17 protein-coding genes are annotated in these 18075 nt (G+C 59.7%); 4 read left to right on the forward strand and 13 right to left on the reverse strand.

Annotated elements, in window-relative coordinates:
* Together EOL43_RS07015 and EOL43_RS07020 are read left to right on the forward strand one after the other, a co-directional pair.
* Positions 1-552: a biotin transporter BioY gene (locus EOL43_RS07015; protein ID WP_133486941.1), complete on the forward strand. Its 552-nt coding sequence runs from the start codon at positions 1-3 to the stop codon at positions 550-552.
* 164 nt (positions 553-716) lie between these two features.
* Entirely contained in the window at positions 717-2252 is a 1536-nt protein-coding gene (locus tag EOL43_RS07020) for an alkaline phosphatase family protein (protein ID WP_133486943.1), read from the forward strand.
* Here EOL43_RS07020 and EOL43_RS07025 read toward each other — a convergent pair.
* Positions 2225-2908 (reverse strand): haloacid dehalogenase type II, encoded by a 684-nt coding sequence (locus EOL43_RS07025; RefSeq protein ID WP_133486945.1) that lies wholly within the window; start codon positions 2906-2908, stop codon positions 2225-2227. The genes EOL43_RS07020 and EOL43_RS07025 overlap by 28 nt on opposite strands.
* A gap of 102 nt (positions 2909-3010) precedes the next feature.
* On the reverse strand, positions 3011-4846 hold the full coding sequence (gene ilvD / locus EOL43_RS07030) for a dihydroxy-acid dehydratase (RefSeq protein WP_133486947.1): 1836 nt from the start codon (positions 4844-4846) through the stop codon (positions 3011-3013).
* A gap of 184 nt (positions 4847-5030) precedes the next feature.
* On the opposite strand from ilvD, the gene EOL43_RS07035 reads away from it, so the two are divergent.
* Entirely contained in the window at positions 5031-6050 is a 1020-nt protein-coding gene (locus EOL43_RS07035) for a GDP-mannose 4,6-dehydratase (RefSeq protein ID WP_133486949.1), read from the forward strand.
* Positions 6051-6128: 78 nt separating this feature from the next.
* On the opposite strand, the gene EOL43_RS07040 is transcribed toward EOL43_RS07035, so the two are convergent.
* Both EOL43_RS07040 and EOL43_RS07045 read right to left on the reverse strand, forming a co-directional pair.
* The gene (locus EOL43_RS07040; RefSeq protein ID WP_133486951.1) at positions 6129-6842 is read right to left on the reverse strand and encodes a hypothetical protein; all 714 of its coding nucleotides are present in this window, start codon (positions 6840-6842) and stop codon (positions 6129-6131) included.
* Between the two features lie 101 nt (positions 6843-6943).
* Complete coding sequence (locus EOL43_RS07045; RefSeq protein WP_133486953.1) at positions 6944-7210, reverse strand: spike base protein, RCAP_Rcc01079 family; 267 nt, start codon at positions 7208-7210, stop codon at positions 6944-6946.
* Positions 7211-7470: 260 nt separating this feature from the next.
* Between EOL43_RS07045 and EOL43_RS07050 the strand changes: the two genes are divergently transcribed.
* Positions 7471-7677, forward strand: coding sequence for a hypothetical protein (locus EOL43_RS07050; RefSeq protein WP_240686488.1), 207 nt, complete (start codon positions 7471-7473; stop codon positions 7675-7677).
* A 337-nt stretch (positions 7678-8014) separates the two neighbouring features.
* On the opposite strand, the gene gyrB is transcribed toward EOL43_RS07050, so the two are convergent.
* From gyrB to mutM, 9 genes are all read right to left on the reverse strand, one after another.
* Complete coding sequence (gene gyrB / locus EOL43_RS07055) at positions 8015-10432, reverse strand: DNA topoisomerase (ATP-hydrolyzing) subunit B (protein ID WP_133486955.1); 2418 nt, start codon at positions 10430-10432, stop codon at positions 8015-8017.
* Positions 10433-10531: 99 nt separating this feature from the next.
* Positions 10532-11152, reverse strand: coding sequence for a LysE family translocator (locus EOL43_RS07060; RefSeq protein WP_133486956.1), 621 nt, complete (start codon positions 11150-11152; stop codon positions 10532-10534).
* Positions 11149-11565 (reverse strand): VOC family protein, encoded by a 417-nt coding sequence (locus tag EOL43_RS07065; RefSeq protein ID WP_133486958.1) that lies wholly within the window; start codon positions 11563-11565, stop codon positions 11149-11151. Before EOL43_RS07065 ends, EOL43_RS07060 begins: the two co-directional genes overlap by 4 nt.
* Positions 11562-12671 carry a DNA replication/repair protein RecF gene (recF, locus tag EOL43_RS07070; RefSeq protein ID WP_420867500.1) on the reverse strand — a complete coding sequence of 370 codons (1110 nt, stop codon included), beginning with the start codon at positions 12669-12671 and terminating at the stop codon, positions 11562-11564. The genes EOL43_RS07065 and recF overlap by 4 nt, the downstream gene beginning before the upstream one ends.
* A 36-nt stretch (positions 12672-12707) precedes the next feature.
* The gene (gene dnaN, locus EOL43_RS07075; RefSeq protein ID WP_133486962.1) at positions 12708-13826 is read right to left on the reverse strand and encodes a DNA polymerase III subunit beta; all 1119 of its coding nucleotides are present in this window, start codon (positions 13824-13826) and stop codon (positions 12708-12710) included.
* Between the two features lie 136 nt (positions 13827-13962).
* Positions 13963-15327 carry a chromosomal replication initiator protein DnaA gene (dnaA, locus tag EOL43_RS07080; RefSeq protein ID WP_133486964.1) on the reverse strand — a complete coding sequence of 455 codons (1365 nt, stop codon included), beginning with the start codon at positions 15325-15327 and terminating at the stop codon, positions 13963-13965.
* A gap of 606 nt (positions 15328-15933) precedes the next feature.
* Positions 15934-16197, reverse strand: coding sequence for a 30S ribosomal protein S20 (rpsT, locus tag EOL43_RS07085; protein WP_133486966.1), 264 nt, complete (start codon positions 16195-16197; stop codon positions 15934-15936).
* 156 nt (positions 16198-16353) lie between these two features.
* Positions 16354-17130, reverse strand: a complete 777-nt coding sequence (locus tag EOL43_RS07090; RefSeq protein ID WP_133486968.1) for an enoyl-CoA hydratase — start codon at positions 17128-17130, stop codon at positions 16354-16356.
* Positions 17131-17195: 65 nt separating this feature from the next.
* Positions 17196-18047 (reverse strand): bifunctional DNA-formamidopyrimidine glycosylase/DNA-(apurinic or apyrimidinic site) lyase, encoded by an 852-nt coding sequence (gene mutM, locus EOL43_RS07095; protein WP_133486970.1) that lies wholly within the window; start codon positions 18045-18047, stop codon positions 17196-17198.
* Positions 18048-18075: the final 28 nt, after the last annotated feature.

Consider the following 18075-nt stretch of genomic DNA (forward strand, 5'->3'; position numbering starts at 1 on the left):
ATGGAAAAGAACGTAACCCTTATTGCGTTGTTCGCAGCGCTGATCGCGGCCTTGGGCCTGATCCCGAAGATCGACCTGTTCTTCGGTGTTCCGATCACCGCCCAAAGCCTTGGCATCATGCTGTGCGGCACCATTCTGGGCGCCAAGCGCGGCGCGCTGGCCGTGCTTCTGTTCCTGCTGCTGGTCGCCATTGGCCTGCCGCTTCTGTCGGGCGGTCGCGGCGGACTGGGCGTCTTCGCGGGCCCCTCGGTCGGCTTCCTGATCGGCTTCCCGGTCGCAGCCTTCGTCACCGGCCTGATCACTGAAAAATGGCGCACCGGCCCTGTCTGGCTGAGCGCCGGTGTGGCTGCCGTCGTGGGCGGCATCATCGTGCTTTACGGCTTCGGCATCCCGGGCATGGCGATCATGCTGGACAAGACGCTGGTGGAATCGACCGCTCTGGTCACCGCCTTCATTCCCGGCGACGTGATCAAAGCCGCGCTGGCTGGCATGTTGACCGCAGCCTTGGTCAAGGTCCGTCCGGCCAGCGTTCTGTCGCGCGCCGAAGCCTGATCTAAACACACCCTCTTGGGTTTCAGCCGCAGCGCCCCCACGCGCTGCGGCTTTTCTTTTGCCGGACGTACCAGTTTGTCGAATTCGACGGCGCCAGTGAAACTTCCGCTGGACGCGGTGAAAATCCATGCCCTATCAATTTCATGACAGGGGAGGGATCCGCGATGACCGCCAAGAAAAACGTGCTGTTTATCATCATCGACCAGCTGCGGGCGGACTGCCTGCATGGCGCGCTGGCGGACCATGTCGATCTGCCCAACCTGCGCGCGTTGATGGACGACAGCGTGACCTTCAAGCGCCATTTTTCGGTCGTGAACCCGTGTGGGCCGTCGCGCGCCTCGATCCTGACGGGGCAATATGCGATGAACCACCGCTCGGTCCGTAACGGCACACCGCTGCGCCACGACACGCCCACCATCGCGAGCGAGATGCGCAAGGCGGGCTATTTGCCGATGTTGTTTGGCTATACCGACACTTCGCAGGATCCGCGTGTCTTCGCGCCGAATGACCCGGCTGTGCAGACCTATGAACAAGCCATGTCCGGCTTTGTCGAGCAGGTCGAGATGCGGTTAGAGATGTCTTATCCGTGGCGCTCTTACCTGATGGGCAAGGGGCATCATTGGGACAATTACTGGCAGCTTTACATTCCCGGCGGTGATGGGTCCGCGATCAACGCGCCTGCCGTATACACCGCCGAGGACAGCGACACCGCCTTCCTAACCAATCAGTTCCTTGACCGGATGCCCGCCTATGCCGATCAAAGCTGGTTCGCGCATCTAACCTATATCCGTCCGCACCCGCCGCTGGTCGCGCCCGCGCCCTATAACGACATGTACGACCCGACCACCCTGCCCGCGCCCACCCGCGTTGGCTCGCGGGATGACGAGGCTGCCGTGCACCCGTTCTTTGGGCCTGCGCTGGCCAAGGAAAAAGCCGCGAACTTTGTGCTGGGCGCCAAGGCCGACGACAGCGATGAGACCCTGCAAGCCCTGCGCGCGGTCTATCTGGGGCTGGCGACCGAAGTGGACCATCACATCGGGCGTGTGGTCAGCTTCCTGAAAGAGAGCGGCCAGTGGGACGACACGCTGCTGATCGTGACCGCCGATCATGGCGAGATGCTGGGCGACCACCATGCGTGGGGCAAACACTCGGTCTATGACGCGGCCTATCACACGCCGCTGATCATCCACGCGCCGGGCTGTGTCGCTGGGCATGTGGTGGACGTACCGACCGAGAGCATCGACCTGACGCCCACAATTCTGTCATGGGTCGGACAAGAGGTTCCGAACGCGATGGATGGGCGGTCTTTGCTGCCGCTCCTGTCGGGCGAGACACCGGGCGATTGGCGCGACTACTCGTTCTCAGAACTGGATTTCGGCGACCCGATCACCCCGACCTTGTGGCAAAAAGAACTGGGCACCGATGCCAGCAACTCCTGCGTTGGCATCCTGCGCGACAGCCGGTTTACCCTAATCGAATTCGCCGCAGACCTGCCCCCGCTTCTGTTCGATCACGACGGTCAGGGAGAGCTGGAAAACGTGGCCGACAACCCAGCCTTCGCCACCGATCTGGCCCGCCTGACACGGCAAATGCTGCGCCATCGGATGCGCAACATGGACCATACGCTATCGTATGACATGATCACCGATCAGGGACCGCGACGCGCCCAGCGTCACCCGGAAAACGACGCCAACGCATAATCCGCCACGTCCTTTAAGCTAGCGCCGCGCGCCATTGGCTCGACGCCCAGCCGCTCCATCGGCAGGCCATAGCGGTTCAGCCAGATCGAGTGATAGCCGAACCATGTCGCCCCGCAGATGTCCCAGCAATTCGAGGACACGAACAGGATCTCTGACGCATCACAACCGAACGCATCCGGGCCCATCTGATACGCCTCGGGCGCGGTTTTGAACTTGCCGACGCTGTCGACGGACAGCACATGATCCAACAGCCCATCCAGCCCAGCGGCCTCAAGCGCGCTGTCAAGCATCGCGGGCGTCCCGTTCGACAGGATCGCCATCGGCACCCCAGCGGCTTTCAGGCGGGTCAGTTGGGCGTGGTTTTCCTGAAACGCGGTCAGCTTCTCATAGGCACCCATCAGGGCTGTGCGTTGCGCGGCGGTTGGCGCTACCCCATGCAGCTCGCAGGCATAGTCCAACCCATCCCCGGTCACTTGCCAGAAATCGGCGTAGCGATCGCACATCGTCCGCAGGCGGGTGTACTCGATCTGCTTGTCGCGCCAAGTGACGGCGATGTCTGCACCTTTGCCGGGGAAGAACTCTTCTGCCAAGGCGCCGACCGAATAGACATCCAGAAGCGTTCCGTAAGCGTCGAAGGCAATCGCTTTGATGGGCATGGGGGATCCTTTCCGTTCGCATCCTTAGCCTAGGGGCAGAGAGGGCGGTCGGGAAAGGGAAAACGGGCGCGTGGGTATTCCTACCTACGCGCCCGATTGTGTTTAGTCGATGACGCGAACCGCGCCTTTTGCAGCCGACGACGCCAGCATCGCATAGGCTTTCAGAGCCTTGGATACTTTGCGTTTGCGCGGCTCGGCGGGGACCCAGCCTTTTTTGTCCTGCTCAGCACGGCGGGCCGCCATTTCCTCGTCCGAGATGGCAAGGTTGATGGTGCGGTTCGGGATGTCGATCTCGATCTTGTCGCCGTCCTGCACCAGACCGATGGCACCACCTTCGGCAGCCTCTGGCGAGGCGTGGCCGATCGACAGACCGGACGTGCCGCCCGAGAAACGACCATCGGTCAACAGCGCACAGGCTTTGCCCAGACCCTTGGATTTCAGATAGCTGGTCGGGTACAGCATTTCCTGCATCCCCGGACCACCGCGCGGACCTTCGTAACGAATGACAACCACGTCGCCTTCCTTGACCTTGCCGGTCAGGATGTTGTTCACAGCCGCGTCTTGGCTTTCGCAAACATGAGCGGTGCCGGTGAAGGTCAGGATGCTTTCATCCACGCCTGCTGTTTTCACGATGCAGCCGTCTTCGGCAATGTTGCCGAACAGAACCGCCAGACCACCGTCTTTCGAGAATGCATGTTCCGCCGAACGGATCACGCCACCTTCGCGGTCGGTGTCCAGTTCCTTGAAGCGGTTGGCTTGGCTGAACGCTTGCGTGGTGCGCACGCCACCGGGGGCAGCTTTGAACAGCTCTTCAGCAGCCGGGTTGTTGGCAACCTTGATGTCCCATTTGGCGATCGCCTCGCCCATGGTGGTCGAGTGGACGGTCGGCACGTCGTTGTGCAGCAGACCAGCACGCGACAGTTCGCCAAGGATCGAGAAGATGCCACCGGCGCGGTGCACGTCTTCCATGTGGACGTTGTGGATGTTCGGCGCGACCTTACACAGGCAGGGCACTTTGCGCGACAGGCGGTCCATGTCCGTCATGTCGAAATCGACCTCGCCCTCGTTGGCAATGGCCAGCAGGTGCAGAACCGTGTTGGTGGACCCACCCATGGCGATGTCCAGCGACATGGCGTTCTCGAACGCTTCAAAAGTCGCAATCTCGCGCGGCAGCAGGCCTTTTTCTTCATCCTGATAGTGACGCTTGGTGATCTCGACGATCTTGCGGCCAGCCTCCAGGAACAGACCCTTACGATCCGCGTGGGTCGCCAGTGTCGAGCCATTGCCCGGCAGCGCCAAACCCAGCGCCTCGGCCAGACAGTTCATCGAGTTCGCGGTGAACATACCCGAGCACGACCCACAGGTCGGGCAGGCGTTCTCTTCGATATGCTGAACCTGCTCATCGGTGTATTTGTCATCGGCAGCGGCGACCATCGCGTCCACAAGGTCGATCTTCTTGGCGTCCAGATCGGCAATATCGATCTTGCCCGCTTCCATTGGGCCACCCGACACGAAGATCACCGGGATGTTCAGGCGCATCGCGGCCATCAACATACCGGGGGTGATCTTGTCACAGTTCGAGATACAGACCATCGCGTCAGCGCAGTGCGCGTTGACCATGTACTCGACCGAGTCCGCAATCACTTCGCGCGACGGCAGCGAATAAAGCATGCCGTCATGACCCATCGCAATCCCGTCATCGACGGCGATGGTGTTGAATTCCTTGGCGACACCGCCTGCGGCCTCGACCTCGCGGGCGACCATCTGGCCCAGATCCTTCAGGTGGACGTGACCCGGCACGAATTGCGTGAAGCTGTTCACAATGGCGATGATCGGCTTGCCGAAATCGCTGTCGGTCATCCCGGTCGCGCGCCAAAGGCCACGGGCACCGGCCATGTTGCGGCCATGGGTCGAGGTTCTGGATCTGTAAGCAGGCATGTGGTTCCCACCCTTATCTGAATGTTCCTGTCTGGCAGCGATTATCACCTCGCGCGCAGTGAAACCAGTGATATTCGCGCGCGCAGTGAATGCACTAGGGAAGATTTAGGGTGCCAAGATGCTTGGCGCTAGAAGCGGGCGTCGATAGAATTGTACTATACGATTTTAGAAAAGGTCATTTTCAATGGGTAAACGTAAGGTTCTTGTGACGGGCTCGGCCGGATTTATCGGCTATCACCTGTCAAAACTGCTGCTGGAAGAGGGCTTTCAGGTCCACGGCTTCGACGGGATGACGGATTATTACGACGTCACCCTGAAGCAGCGCCGCCACCAGATGCTTCTGCAAAACGAAAGCTTCTCGGCCACCGAAGGGATGCTGGAAGATCTAGAACTGTTCGACCAGATGGCGGACGCGTTCGAACCCGACGTGATCGTGCATCTCGCCGCGCAGGCGGGGGTGCGTTACAGCCTTGAGAACCCCCGTGCCTATATCGACTCGAATGTCGTCGGTACCTTCAACGTGATGGAGGCCGCCCGTCGCCACGAGGTCGACCACCTGCTGATGGCCTCGACAAGTTCCGTCTATGGCGCGAATGACGAGATGCCGTTTACGGAAACGGAAAAGGCCGACACGCCACTGACCATCTATGCGGCGACCAAGAAAGCGAACGAGGCCATGGCGCATAGCTATGCGCATTTGTGGAACATCCCGTCCACCATGTTTCGGTTCTTCACCGTCTATGGTCCTTGGGGCCGCCCCGATATGGCGCTGTTCAAGTTCACCAAGGGGATCATAGAAGGTACGCCCATCGACATTTACAACAATGGCGACATGTTCCGTGACTTCACTTATGTCGAAGATCTGGTCCGTGGCATCCGCCTGCTGATCGACAGCCCTCCGGTCCGGCCAGACAGCAAGGACGACATCGAGGACGGCGATAGCCTATCCCCCGCCGCGCCTTACCGCGTGGTGAATGTAGGGAACTCGGACAAGGTGCGCCTGCTGGATTTCGTCGAGGCGATCGAGGACGCCTTGGGCAAGAAAGCCGTGCGCAATTACATGGAGATGCAGAAGGGCGATGTGCCCGCCACGTGGGCGGATGCGACATTGCTGCAACGTCTGACTGGCTACCGCCCGGCCACCGATTTCCGCGAGGGGGTGAACAGTTTCGTGGCGTGGTATCGGGATTACTACAAGGTTTAAGTCCCTGCGCGAAAAGCAAAACCCGCCTTCACAGGGCGGGTTTTAAGCACTCTATAATCCAGTTAGCCACGCAAAAGATCACAGCGTCACGCCGATCTTGTCAGCCATCCAACTTTCCAGTTGATCAATCTGCGCCGCGTCAGGCTGGGTTGCCGGATCATTCCAGACCTGCAAGCCAAACAGGCGGAACGCGCCCGGCATACTTGCCCCGCTGACGCCAATGCCGACTCGCAAAGGCTGCGCATCGGTAAATTCGCTGGTCAGGTTCTGGGTCGTGTTTAGGACAACATTGCCATCCATCCGAATGATCACCTGCCCCGAGGTCGCCTGCAACGTCACAACACGCTTTTGATGGCCGCCGTAAGGGGGCTGAGCGCTCACGTGGGAAATACTCACGCTCTTTTCGCTCAGTCGGCTCAGATACTGCAAACGGTCGATGGAAGGGCGCGAGCCGATCGACATTGCATTGATCGAATTCTTGCTGATCTCGGCAAAGTTCACACGCCCCGTGCCTTCGGTCGCCAGCATCTGATAGCCGATGACCATCGTCGTCGGGTTTCCGATCCGCAGAATCGGCGTCGAGATCAGACTGTCATCCACCCCATCCATCTCGGCCCAGTGAAAGGTGCCATCGGTGCGATAGCTAGGGCGCGCGGCGCTGGTCGACTGGCTTAGATCCAGCCCGTTCGGCGTTTCATCCTGCCACAGCCCGATCGGCTGGTTGTCTGCGGTCACGGCAGTCGTGCCGCCATCGTCTTGATAAAGCTGTGCCGTGTTCTCTGGATCAAACATCGCAGACGGCGCGAGCTGCAGAGGAGAGAACGGACCAGGTGAAGGCGACGACCCTGCGCTGCGCAGTGCCACCGCCGGAAGCTCAAAACCCAGAGACAGCATCAGATCAGCACGAAAGCATGGATGCCCGACGCGGTTGTGCCCGTCGACCGAACTTTGCGCACACCGACCGGCAGGATCGCGTTGTCCCCGACCGTCACAGTGCGCACGCCGCCTGCCACGCTTTCAAAGGAAACGGCGCCGCCAGTTTCCACATACAGCGACACAGCCACATTGGGCAGATCGCTAAGATCGGACGGCAGAACGGGTTCCATATCGGTGGCCGGACCCCGCAGGGACGGCATGCGGTTTTCAAAGGGATTGGACATTGCAAGCTCCTGACAAGTTCACACGCATTCCGGTAGCCACAATCAGGGCGCCTTTGCGTGATGGGATGACGAGCTTTCTAAGCAGAGGGGTTGAAGAAGGCTTAACTGGGCCGAACGCCCCGTTGCGTCGTCTTCAGGGTGCGGGCAAAACCTCGGGCCCCAGATCGGACAGATGATCCAAGGCCCAAACCGGTCGCGCCCAACACTTCAAGGCTGAAGCGGTGTGCTTGGGATGCAGCGAAGGCGGCACGAAGCGTAGTGTGCGCGGTTACGTCGATCGCCGATTAGTCGTCGCAGGCGGCGGTGACGAGCTCGAGCAGCGCGCGCTTTACGGCCCAACCGGGCGCATGGAGTTCGTCGGTCCGGTTGGTAAGGGCACGCTGCACCCCCACGCCTATGACAAACCGGTTATGGAGCGGCTCTGGGTGCTCTCCGAGCAGGAAACCGGGTTCAGTTGGGGCTTTTGACCGAACCCGCATTCTCCCAGACGCGGATACTGAGACGATATGCAGCTCTCAAAAGATTGGATTCATCGCGGCCCTTCGCCGCGAATGTCGGCAATGGGCTGTTCGTGTAATCTGAGCTAGTGTCCGCTAATGGCACTAATAGAAGGCTGACGCCAATTTGCGACTCAGCTGAAGAAAGGCTGATATCCGCGTTCTGAAAATCTTCAGATTTCGGCGAATTTCGGAGCACTTTTTTGCCTGTCCAGAAACTCGCCGAAATTTAACAAAACGAACGACTATGGGCGTCTCGCGAAAACCTATGGGCATCGCGAAAGATTATGGGGAATCCTGCAGGCGATCAGAAATCCAGGTTCTCGACCGACAGGGCGTTCTGTTGGATGAACTCGCGGCGGGGTTCCACCACGTCGCCCATCAGCTTGGTAAAGATGTCGTCGGCCTCGGCCAAGTCGTCCACTTTTACCTGCAGAAGCGTACGCGCCTCGTGGTCGAGCGTAGTTTCCCACAGCTGATCGGGGTTCATCTCGCCCAGGCCTTTGTAACGCTGCAACGTCAGACCCTTTTCACCTTCGGCCAGAATAGCGCTCAGCAGGTCGATCGGACCCTGCACAAGGATCTCGCGGTCCTTACGCGACAAGTGCGAATGTTCGCGATAGATGTCACGGGTGTCTTGCGAGACCTCCGACAACCGCCGCGCCTCGCCCGAGCGCAGGACAGCGCCGTCCAGCGTGCGGATTTCCTCGACCCCGCGCAGAATACGGGCCAAGCGGATGCCGTGATCTTGCGTGATCCGACCTTGCCAACCGCGTTCATATTCCACGGCAACTTTGTCTAGACGTGCGGCCACATCGTCGGCCACCAGCTGCAAGTCGGCATCCGCACGACCCGGATCGAAGGCACCTGAAAGGGCGGCTTGCTCCAGAATATTGCGCGGGTAATGGGTTGGGAACGCGTCCAGAATTCGTTTGAAATTCCGGGCACCCTCGACCACGCGGGCCAGATCGGCACCGGCGATTTCCTCGCCATTGGCAAGACGCAGCACAGTTCCGTCGATCCCCTGATCAATCAGGTAATCCTCAAGCGCGGTCTGGTCTTTCACATAGACCTCGGACTTGCCGCGGCTGACCTTATACAGCGGCGGCTGCGCGATATAGAGGTACCCGCCCTCGATCAATTCCGGCATCTGGCGGAAGAAGAAGGTCAGAAGAAGCGTCCGGATGTGTGCGCCGTCGACGTCCGCATCGGTCATGATGATGACCTTGTGGTACCGCAGCTTGTCGATGTTGAATTCGTCGCGACCAATCCCGGTGCCCAGCGCGGTAATCAGCGTACCGATCTCCTGACTGGACAGCATCCGGTCAAACCGCGCGCGCTCTACGTTCAGGATTTTCCCGCGCAGGGGCAGAACCGCCTGATCGTGACGCGAGCGACCCTGCTTGGCCGACCCCCCAGCCGAGTCACCCTCGACCAGGAACAATTCGCGTTTCGCCGGATCTTTTTCCTGACAATCCGCAAGCTTACCGGGCAGCGACGCCACATCCAGCGTCGATTTCTTCCGCGTCATTTCGCGCGCTTTGCGGGCCGCTTCGCGGGCCAAAGCGGCCTCGATGATCTTGCCGACGATCATCTTCGCGATCTGCGGGTTTTCGTCGAACCACTCTTGCAGCTTTTCGTTCATTAGACCTTCAACCGCCGGGCGCACTTCGGACGACACCAGCTTGTCTTTGGTCTGCGAGCTGAACTTCGGATCCGGCACTTTCACCGACAGCACGCAGGTCAGACCTTCGCGCGCGTCATCCCCGGTGAAGTTCACCTTTTCCTTCTTCGCCAAACCCGACGAGTTGGCATATAGGTTCAGTGTCCGTGTCAGCGCACCCCGGAAGCCTGCAAGGTGCGTGCCACCGTCCCGCTGAGGAATGTTATTGGTAAAGGGCAGCACGTTTTCGTGGTAGCCATCGTTCCACCACATCGCGACCTCGACCCCGATGCCATCCTTCTCGCCGGTCACAAAGATCGGCTCTTCCATCAGAGGCGTCTTCGAGCGGTCCAGATACTTCACGAATTCCTTCACGCCGCCGTCGTAGTGCATTTCCGAGTGCAGCTTCTCGGCCGGGCGTTCATCTTCGATGATGATCCGCACGCCCGAGTTCAGGAACGACAGTTCGCGCAGACGGTTTTCCAGCGTCTTGAACTGATAATCGAGGTTCGAGAACGTGTCGGTCGACGCCAAGAACCGTACCTCGGTCCCGGTGCGATCACCGCAGTCACCAACCACTTTCAGATGCTCTGCCGTCTCACCGCGCTCAAAGCGGGCGACGTGCTCTTTGCCGTTGCGCCAAACGCGCAACTCCAACCAATCGGACAAAGCGTTCACAACCGATACGCCCACACCGTGCAGACCGCCCGACACCTTGTACGAGTTCGAGTCGAATTTACCGCCCGCGTGCAGCTGGGTCATGATGACCTCGGCCGCCGACACGCCTTCTTCGGGGTGCATATCCACCGGAATACCGCGCCCGTTATCCGATACAGAAACCGAGTTATCGGCATGGATCGTGACGGTTACGGCGTCGGCGTGACCGGCCAGCGCCTCGTCAATACCATTGTCCACAACCTCGTACACCATGTGATGCAGACCCGAGCCATCGTCGGTGTCACCAATATACATCCCGGGGCGCTTGCGCACCGCCTCCAAACCTTTGAGAACTTTGATGGATTCAGCGCCATACTCGGCACCGTTCTGCGCGTCATCAGCCATGTGGGCCTTCCTGTTATTCGTTCCCGAAAATATAGAGAATCGGGCGGGGAATGTCACGCATGTGACACAATATTTAGGGGGTTTCTGGCGATGTTTTTCCTAGACGAACGGGATCGCCAATCCGACCAGAACAAGAAGGCCTCCAGCGGCGTAATTCATCCGTGTCAGCGCCCGTTCTGACGACAAAAGAGCGCGCGCGCGATCGACGAAATAGGCCAGTATCAGGTTGCCCACCAAAGGAACGATGAAGGACGCCACAGCAATGGCCGTGATGTCCGCCGCTGTCAGGCGCGAGAGGTCGAAGAACCCCGGAAGCACGCCCATGTAGAACAAGATCGCCTTGGGGTTAGACAGGATCACAATAAGCCCTGCTACAAAGCCTGCATACATGCCGGGACGTGTCAGGCGGCTGTCCCCCGTCACTTTGTGACCCGCGGACCGGATGATCGTCACGCCCAGCCAAAGGAAAAACAGGGCCGCCACGATCCGCAGCACCAGCATCCCGCCCTCGACACTCGAGGCGACCCAGCCCATGCCCAGCGCCGCAAGGATCGACCAGAAGATATCTCCAACGGCGCCCCCCAACGTCAGCGGCCACGCTTGCGTGAAGCCCCCGGCCAGCACGCGTGCGACCAGCGCCACCCAGACGGGCCCCGGTGTCAGGAACAGAATGAACAGGCCGAAGATGTAGAAACCCAGTTCGGCAGGCGAGATTGTCATGTCAGGTGACCGTCTTCGTCCATCTCCCAGAACGGGTTCATGGCATATTCCCAAAGATGCCCGTCCGGGTCAGCGATATAGCCCGAATACCCGCCCCAGAAGACCTTTTCTGGCCGGGCGATTTCCGTCGCCCCGGCGGCCAGCGCCTTGTCAAAAGCCGCATCGACATCCGCCTCGGTCGGGAAGCATTGCGCAAGGGTCATGGCGCCGGTTTTCAGCTCCTCCACAGGCTTGCGCGTGTCCTTGGCCAGCCCTTCTAGCGTGTAGAAGCCGAACTTCATGCCGTTCATGTCATAGAACACGACCTCGTCCTGTACGTTCGACGGCTCCCACCCGATCGCCTCGTAAAACGCACGCGCACGGTTCAGGTCTTTGACGCCCAGAGTGATCAGGGTCACGCGATTGGTTTTCATGGTGTCACCTCTTTGACTTCCGACACGCCGTCGGTCTCGGTCACTTCAAAATGCGCGGCGCGGTCGCCGAGTTCCTCGAACAATTCTGGCCCCGTGCCGGTCATGAAGGCCTGCGCGCCCAAGGCGCAAATCTCATCATACAGCGCAGCGCGACGCCCCGCGTCCAAATGCGCGGCGACCTCGTCCAGCAGCAAGATCGGAGGTGCCCCGAAATCCCGCGCCAGCGCACGGCCATTGGCAAGGATTAAAGACACCAATAGCGCCTTTTGTTCACCGGTCGAACAATCCCGCGCCGCAACTCCCTTTGCGGCATAGACCGCGCCAAGATCGGTGCGATGCGGTCCAACCAACGACCGCCCCGCCAGAAGGTCCCGCGACCGGCTTTCCGCAAAGGCCTGCGCCAGATCGCTTTCGTCACCCGGCAAGCTGCTATCATCCACCTGCACCAGCGATAGATCCGCCACGGGAAAGGCGGTTTCGGCCATGCCCTGCGCCTCTTGCAGCTGTTCCAGACAATAGGCGCGGTTTGCGATGATCCGCGCGCCGGCCTGCGCCATTTGCGCTTCCAGCGCGTCATACCAATGGGCATCCCGCTGCCCGTCCTTCAGCAAACGATTGCGTTCGCGCATCGCCTTTTCATAGGTCAAAACCGCGTCTGCATGGCCGGGCTCGAAGCTCATCGTCATGCGATCCAGAAACCGCCGCCGCCCTTCCGCGCCTTCGACCCACAGCCGGTCCATCACCGGAACCAACCAGACGATCCGCGCGATCCGGCCCAACGCCACCTGCGCCGCCGCCTTTCCGTCGATCTTTACCTGCCTGGACGCTCCGGCCTCGCACCAGGTTTCAACCTCGTGCATCTGATGAAGGCTTTGCAGCACGGCCGAGATCTTCCAGCCCACCGCTTCGGGTTTCCGGATCATCTCGTCCAGTGCAGCGCGGCGCAGCCCCCGCCCCGGGGACAGCATCGAGACCGCCTCAAGAATATTGGTCTTCCCCGCCCCGTTGCGCCCATGCAGCACAACAGGCCGCCCATCCAAGGACAGGCGGGCCAGTTTGTGGCTACGAAAATGGCTGAGTGTCAGCTCGCGAAGGGCGAGTGTCATCACGCCCTCCTTTTCAACGCTTTAAGGACCCGCAGGTCACACGCGCATCGGCATGACGACGTAAACGGCGCTGGTGTCATTGCCTTCACGCATCAGGGTCGGATCGCCCGACGAGTTGAACATGAAGACGGCGTTTTCACGGTCCACCTGGCTGGCGATCTCCAGCAGGTACTTGGCGTTAAAGCCGATTTCCAGACGTTCGTCATTGTAGGCAACGGCCAGTTCTTCTTCAGCCGCACCGGCATCCGGCGCGTTGACCGACAGAACCAGACGGTCTTCGTCCAGCTGCAGCTTCACAGCGCGCGAACGTTCGCTGGACACGGTGGCCACACGGTCCACGGCCTGCGCGAACGCGGTCGCGTCCACCTCCAACTTGCGCGTGTTGCCCGAGGGGATCACGCGGGTGTAGTCCGGGAAGGTGCCGTCGATGACTTTCGAGGTCAGGGTGATCACCGGGGTCGCAAAGCGCACTTTGGTTTCCGATACCGAGACGGCAATTGTCGCATCGTCATCGTCCAGCAGCTTGCGCAGCTCGCCTACGGTTTTGCGCGGGACGATCACGCCCGGCATGTCTTCGGCACCTGGGGGCAGATCAGCGTCAATGCGCGCCAGACGGTGACCATCGGTGGCCACAGCGCGCAGAACTTTGCCGCCATCGGCGTCCGAGACGTGCAGATACACGCCGTTCAGATAGTACCGGGTTTCCTCGGTCGAAATCGCGAATTTCGATTTATCAAATAGGCGGCGCAGAACCGGCGCAGGGGCCGAGAAGTTTGCCGAGTATTCCGACGAGGCCATGACCGGGAAATCTTCCTTGGGCAGGGTGGCGAGCGAGAAGCTCGACCGGCCAGCTTCGACGCTCAGACGCCCGGTGGCGCCGTCATCGGTCAGCTGTACCAGCGCCCCGTCGGGCAGCTTGCGCACGATCTCGTGCAGGGTCACGGCGGACACGGTCGTCGCGCCTGCGCGTTCGACCATCGCGTCGGTCTTGTCGACCACCTCGATATCCAGGTCGGTGGCGCGGAAGGATACACTGTCGCCTTCGGCTTCGATCAACACGTTTGCTAGGATTGGAATGGTGTTCCGACGCTCAACAACCGATTGCGCCTGTGCCACGGCCTTCAGAAGCGCGCCGCGTTCGATACTGATCTTCATGTCCCACTCCTGACAGATACCGGGGCGGAGACCATATCAGGATCACCGCCCGGCTCAATTCTTTATTTGGAATGTCCGCTTCTTTCGTGGGCGGGTCAAGGGTTTAAGGCCCAAAACCCACCGTTTTGCCGCTGCTTTACGCTTCCAGCGCGCGGCGCAGCAATTCCAGATCTTCCGCGATCTGATCATCCACGCCCTTCAGCTCGTCGATGCGCTTGACGCCATGCATGACCGTGGTGTGATCCCGGCCACCAAAACGACGCCCGATTTCCGGCAGCGAGCGCGAGGTCATGTGCTTGGCCAGATACATCGCAACCTGACGGGGGCGCGCGATGGTGCGCACGCGGCGCGGACCGATCAGATCCGACAGGCGGATATTGTAGTGCTCGGACACTTTGCGCTGGATTTCCTCGACGGTGACCTTGCGGTCCGACGCACGAAGGATGTCGCCCAGACAGTCCTGCGCCAGCTCCAGCGTGATCTCGCGACCCACCAGCGAGGCAAAGGCGAAGAGACGCATCAAGGCACCTTCCAGCACGCGGACGTTGGTCGAGATGCGGTGTGCCAGATATTCCAGCACGCCATCGGCAATCACCAGACCTTTGTACTGTTCACGGTACGCATTGACCTTGGTTTGCAGCACGCCCAGACGCAGTTCGTAATCGGTCGGGTGCAGGTCCACAACCAAACCACATTGCAGGCGGCTTTTGATGCGGTCCTCAAGATCCTTGATCTCGCCCGGTGCGCGGTCGGCCGAGATGATGATCTGTTTGTTCTGGTCCACCAGCGCGTTGAACGTGTGGAAGAACTCTTCCTGGGTGCTGTCTTTGCCAGCGATGAACTGAACGTCGTCCACCATCAGTACATCGACCGAGCGGAACAGTTGTTTGAAGTCGATCATCTGCTTTTCGCGGATCGCCTGAACGAAGCGGTACATGAATTGCTCGGCAGACAGGTAGACCACACGCAGGTCGGGCTGGCGGGTCTTCATCTCGTGCGCGATGGCGTGCATCAGGTGGGTTTTACCCAGACCAACGCCACCATAGAGGAACAGCGGGTTGAACGTGACAGGGCCACCTTCGGCCACACGACGGGCAGCGGCATGGGCCAGTTCGTTCGGCTTACCGACAACGAAGCTGTCGAAGGTGAAACGCGCATCAAGCGGCGCGCCCGGCAGGTCGCTTTGATCGGGTTTGGCAACGGCAGATGCTGGGGACGATGCCGCATCAGCAGGTTGCGCAACCGGACGGGGCTTTACCTTTTCAGGTACTTTGAACTCGAGACGCGCAACTTTGACGCCCTCGCTATTCAGGTGGCTCAGAATTTGATCCCCAAAATTCTGGCTAACCCAGTTGCCCAAGAAGTTCGTCGGCACCAAAAAACGGGCCACGCCGCCATCCAGTTCGGCAAATTCCAAGGGTTCGATCCAGCTGGTATAGTTGTTTTGTCCCACTGCTTTTTGCAGCTTGTTGCGGACCTTGCCCCATTGTTCGTTCGTCATCTTACCTCGACCCAGCGTTTAGTTAGACAGCCCAAGACCGTCCTTCACAGGTACTAATATCCCATTCATATGGCGCACTTTCAGCGCACCCCTTCATAGCGACACACGAAATCCGCAGCACGCAACCAACGCGCATGCTTTAAACGCCGTGCCCAATAGCAGGCCGCCCCAAATGGTTACCCATTCTGGCGACATAGCCCAATCGGGCGTCCGGGAACTGAACAGTCTCCTCCTTCCACCCTAGCAGTTAGGGTGGCGACATGCCTTCAGGCGCGGCCTTGTAAGTTGGCGCACAACAGGCATTGGGATCTGACCTCAAAGAATCAAATCCAGATGTGGCAAAAAGGGTATTCCCCTTAAAAGTCGTGGGTTTAGCCCACTTATGTCTGATAGTCCCAAGTCGGCGAAGTGAATCGCTGCATGCAAGCTAGCAATCCCTCTGGGACTAGCGCAATAGAACTTCACGCTTGACTCTGTGATTGCCGAAACGAATCCCGAGAGCGCTTTACAAAATCAAATTTCTTGGCGGGTTTAGCAAAAAGAGCGTGCCCATTTGGACACGCTCTTTTTTTGTTTTCGAGATGCTGTTCAGCAGTAAAAACTGATTCAGCCCAGTGCTTTTACACGAGCCGACAGACGCGAGATTTTACGCGATGCGGTGTTCTTGTGGTAAACGCCTTTGGTGACGCCGCGCATCAGTTCCGGCTGGGCCGCTTTCAGAGCAGCAGCTGCAGCTTCTTTGTCACCCGAAGCGATGGCTTCTTCGACGTTGCGCAGGAAGGTGCGGATGCGCGAACGGCGGGCTTTGTTTACGGCGAAACGACGCTCGTTCTGACGGGCGCGTTTTTTAGCTTGGGGCGAATTTGCCATGTGTCTGATCCCTCTTTCGGGTGTGTTACGTTGTCTAAGCTGCGCGTACAGCACCCGACCGGGTTCAGAACCGGTGATTCTGGCCTAAGCGGGCCTCACGCGCATGGATGGGCTGCCCTTTAAGCCATTTCGGCCCTAAAGGGAAGCCCTATTGGTTTACTTGTCGCGGAACTGCGGTTCGCGCTTTTCAGCGAAGGCGGCCATGCCCTCTTTCTGGTCTTCGGTCGCGAAGAGCGAATGGAAGACGCGGCGTTCAAACAGAATGCCTTCGGTCAGCGGCAGCTGCTCGGCACGGTTCACGGCTTCTTTGATAGCCATCACCGTGATCATCGACTTCTCAGCGATCTTGGCGGCGGCCGACATCGCTTCGTCCATCAGCTTCTTGGCAGGCACAACGCGGCTGACCAGTCCCGAGCGCTCGGCCTCTTCCGCGTCCATGAAACGACCGGTCAGGTTCATGTCCATCGACTTGGCGCGGCCGACTAGTTTGGTCAGGCGCTGTGTGCCGCCCATGCCAGCCATCACGCCCAAGTTCACCTCGGGCTGGCCAAATTTGGCGGTGTCGGACGCAATGATGAAGTCGCACATCATGGCCAATTCACAGCCACCGCCCAGCGCGTAGCCGGAAACGGCTGCGATGATCGGCTTGCGGATGCGCATGATCGCATCTTCTTCCGGGGTGAACAGGTCACCGGCAAACACGTCAACAAAGCTCTTCTCGGCCATCATCTTGATGTCGGCACCCGCAGCGAACGCTTTTTCCGAGCCGGTGATGACGATGCAGCGCACCTTGTCATTGGCTTGCGCCTCGGCCAGTGCCTCGCCCAGCTCGCCCAGAAGCTCCAGGTTCAGCGCGTTCAGCGCGTCAGGCCGGTGCAGCTTGACCAGCGTCACATGATCTTCGGTTTCAACGATGATGTTCTTATAGGCCATGGTTCCCCTGCCTTTGTCACGAGTGGTTGGAGCGGAGTCCTAACACGCCACCCCAATGGATCAAGCTATCTTTGGCATTGCGGACAATAGAATGTCGAGCGCCCAGATTGCGTAATACGCGCAATTTCCCCCGTGCAGCCGGATGTGACGCAACGTTCACCCTCGCGGCCATAGACGCGGAAATTGTGTTGAAAATAACCCAGATCGCCATCCGCCTGCCGGTAATCCTTCAAGGACGACCCGCCACTTTCGATCGCTTCCGACAACACGTCGCGGATGATCGGTACCAAACTGGCAACACGCTGTTTCGAGATCTTGGCCGCCTTTCGCGCCGGGTGGATCCCAGCGCGAAACAGCACCTCGCAGACATAGATATTGCCCAGCCCTGCTATGATTCTCTGATCCAGCAGCGCCGTTTTGATGGGCGAGTTCTTCGTCCGCAGCGCCTCGACCAAATAGGCTTCGTCGAACTGATTGCCCAGTGGCTCCGGCCCCAACACGCGGATCAGCTTGTGATCGTCCAGCGCGCCTGTCGGGCACAGATCCATCGCCCCGAAGCGACGCGGATCATTGAACGTCACCCGCGCGCCGTTCTCCATGTCAAAAACCACATGGTCATGCTTTTCCGGCGCAGGGTGTTCGTGATGGAACTTCCCAAGCTTGTGGCCCGAGATCAGCATCCGCCCCGACATGCCCAAATGCACGATCAGCGTCTCGTCCGTATCCAGATCCACCAGCAGGTATTTCGACCGCCGCCCCAGCCGTTGCACGGTGGCTCCGGTCAGACGCTCGGCCATGCGTTCGGGAAAGGGCCAGCGCAGCCCCTCGCGCCGGGTTTCGGCCCGCCCAATCCGCACGCCCTCCATCACAGGCAGCAATCCGCGACGTACTGTCTCGACCTCGGGTAATTCGGGCATGTTGAAAGCCTCTCCATTGTGCGTCCCT

The organism is Aliiroseovarius marinus (assembly GCF_004360145.1).
In the GTDB taxonomy this organism is placed as follows: Bacteria; Pseudomonadota; Alphaproteobacteria; order Rhodobacterales; family Rhodobacteraceae; genus Aliiroseovarius; species Aliiroseovarius marinus.